The organism is Desulfosarcina sp., assembly GCF_033791525.1.
In the GTDB taxonomy this organism is placed as follows: Bacteria; Desulfobacterota; Desulfobacteria; order Desulfobacterales; family Desulfosarcinaceae; genus Desulfosarcina.
The window spans coordinates 1-2,723 of the sequence record NZ_JASJGN010000224.1 but is presented as its reverse complement, the minus strand read 5'-3'; the positions used below and the strand labels follow the sequence as shown (position 1 = coordinate 2,723).

Genomic DNA, 2,723 nt, shown 5'->3' with positions numbered 1-2,723 from the left:
GACGATGAAATTATCTGGCTGATCGACAAAATCAATCATCCACTTGTTGGGGCCTGCGTGGATACGGTGAATTCCATGGGCGTCCTCGAAAACCCGGAAACCGCCGTCAACAAGCTTGCGCCCTATGCGTTTTGCAACCATTTTTGTGATCACAAGCTCGACCGGGACCAGTTCGGCATCCGATTCCACGGGGTTGCCCTGGGTGATGGGGATGTCGACTGTTTCAAGACTTACAAAACCTTACGCGAATTATCCCCGACCGACCGGATTACCTTTGAAATCGAATGGGACATGGGAGGCGATTCGCTGGCCGTGGCCCGGGAAAAAGAGATGGATGCATGCATCCGGAGCATCAAATACGCCCGTGAGGTGCTCAAGATTGGGCAGTGATTGGTGTCTATCCGGAAACGGAAATAGGAAAAAAATCCATGAAAGATAGTATCCCCGCCACCATGCGTGCCGTTTTACTCACCGGATACGGCGGTTTCGATAAACTGGAAGTTCGCGATGACGTCCCGGTGCCGGTACCTGGCCCCGACGAAGTTCTCATTCGTGTGGGGGCCGCGGGGGTCAACAACACGGACATCAACACACGCACCGGCTGGTATTCCAAGGGTGTCACTACCGATACCCATCAAGGCGCTGCCGGTGGGTTCGAAACAGCCGATCCTGATGATGCCAGCTGGCAGGGCATACGGCTCTCATTTCCCCGCATTCAAGGTGCCGATTGTTGCGGCCGCATCGTTGCCGTCGGCAGCGCAGTTGATGAAGACCGGCTTGGCGAGCGGGTGCTTGTCAGAAATATGTTGCGCAGCTATGTCGACTATCGGCCCTTTGAGTGCTGGACCTTGGGTTCCGAGTGTGACGGTGCTTTCGCCCAGTTTGTCAAGGCTCCCGCCAAGGAGTCATACGCAGTCGATTGCAGATGGTCCGATGCTGAACTGGCATCCATCCCCTGCGCCTATTCCACCGCTGAAAATATGCTGCATCGGGCAAATCTCTCATCCGGGGAGCGTGTGCTGATTACCGGGGCTTCCGGGGGCGTTGGTTCGGCGGCGGTGCAACTGGCCAAACGGCGCGGCGCGCAGATCGTCGCCGTGGCCGGAAAGAGCAAAATTGAAGCGGTGCGTTCACTCGGAGCGCATCAAGTGATCGATCGCGGCGAACGAATTGCCGACGCCGCCGGTCGCAATACCGTCGATGTGGTTGTCGATCTGGTGGCCGGACCCCAATGGCCAGAGTTGCTCGATGTGTTGAAAGCCGGCGGTCGCTATGCCTGCGCAGGCGCAATTGCGGGCCCTATTGTCAAACTCGACGTGCGCACCCTTTACCTGAAGGATCTCTCACTGCTCGGTTGCACATTCCAGGATGATATCGTCTTTGAAAACCTGGTCAACTATATCGAGCATGATGAAATCCGTCCTTTGGTCGCGGAAACCTATCCATTAAGCGCGATGATTGAGGCACAAAAGAAATTCCTTAAAAAAGAATTTGTCGGCAAACTCGTTCTTATGCCCGACGATTAATAAGAAAATATTTTTTCATTTTTACGAAGCTAAGGAGCAAACAATACAAACCAGTGGTCGTTCACAAAAAGTTGATTTTGGTTCCCCGCAATGCGAGATCTAAGACACGCCAAGGCCGCAACGATTTTGAAACCGGAGGCGTAGCAGCGCGACGTCGAGGATAGCGCTGAAGCTTCACTACGTGCTCAACAGAGCGAGAACGCCGGCCTGGGCCGACAGATGCTTTTTGTGGATGAACACTCTCCATCAAGGAGGTAACATTATGCAGCGGTTTGAATATTTTTCTGACCAGGATGTCCAGAAGATCCATGAAGCGACCCTGCGCGTACTGGAAACGGTGGGCGTTGACTTCGGCTACGAACCGGCGGTCGAGGTATTCAAGAAGGCCGGCTGCCGGGTCCAAGGGGAAAGAGTCTTCTTCTCTCCCAAGATGCTTATGGAACAGGTGGCCAAGGCGCCTTCCGAATACACCCTTCAGGCGCGAAACCCGGAGAAGAACGTGGCCATCGGCGGCGACAACATTGCTTACATTCCCTGTTACGGACCTCCCTTTGTCCACGATCTGGACCGGGGGCGGCGCGAATCCACCCTGGAAGACTATACCAACTTCGTCAAACTCGCCTATGCCAGCAAGAGCATCGACATCACCGGCGGCATGATGGCCGAGCCCAACGACATCCCCCATGCCCGGCGCAATGCCGAGATGATACTTGCTTCCATGCGCTATTCGGACAAACCCTTCATGGGCGGGGCCATCGGTGCCGAGGCGGCCCGGGAGACCATCGAAATGGCTGCCATCCTCTTCGGCTGTTCAGAAGCGGCACTGGCCGAAAAGATGCCCATGATCAGCATCCTGTGCACCCTCACTCCCCTGGCCTACGACGACCGGATGCTGGGTGCGATCATGGAATACGCCCGAGCCGGTATGCCTCAGCTGATCTCTTCGCTTTCGATTGCCGGGGCCACCTCGCCGGTGACCATGGAAGGCACCCTGGTGGTTCAAAACGCAGAGGTGCTGGCCGGGATCGTATTGACTCAGCTGATCCGCGAAGGTACGCCGGTGGTTTTCTCGGGTTCATCCTCGGCCGCCGCCATGCGCTACGGCACCTTGAGCATCGGTGCACCGGAGATGGCGGTGAACACGGCGGCCACTGCCCAGATGGCCCGCTTTTACGGGATTCCCAGCCGCGGCGGCGG

At 56.4% G+C, this 2,723-nt stretch carries 3 protein-coding genes; all 3 read left to right on the top strand.

What is annotated here, in order from left to right; genetic code table 11:
* The coding region (locus QNK41_RS11250; protein ID WP_413815142.1) for a sugar phosphate isomerase/epimerase family protein at nt 1–390 on the top strand (390 nt) is incomplete at its 5' end.
* A gap of 38 nt (nt 391–428) precedes the next feature.
* The gene (locus tag QNK41_RS11245) at nt 429–1,526 is read left to right on the top strand and encodes an alcohol dehydrogenase family protein (RefSeq protein WP_319256784.1); all 1,098 of its coding nucleotides are present in this window, start codon (nt 429–431) and stop codon (nt 1,524–1,526) included.
* Nucleotides 1,527–1,788: 262 nt separating this feature from the next.
* On the top strand, nt 1,789–2,723 hold a 935-nt coding region (locus tag QNK41_RS11240), incomplete at its 3' end, for a trimethylamine methyltransferase family protein (RefSeq protein ID WP_319256782.1).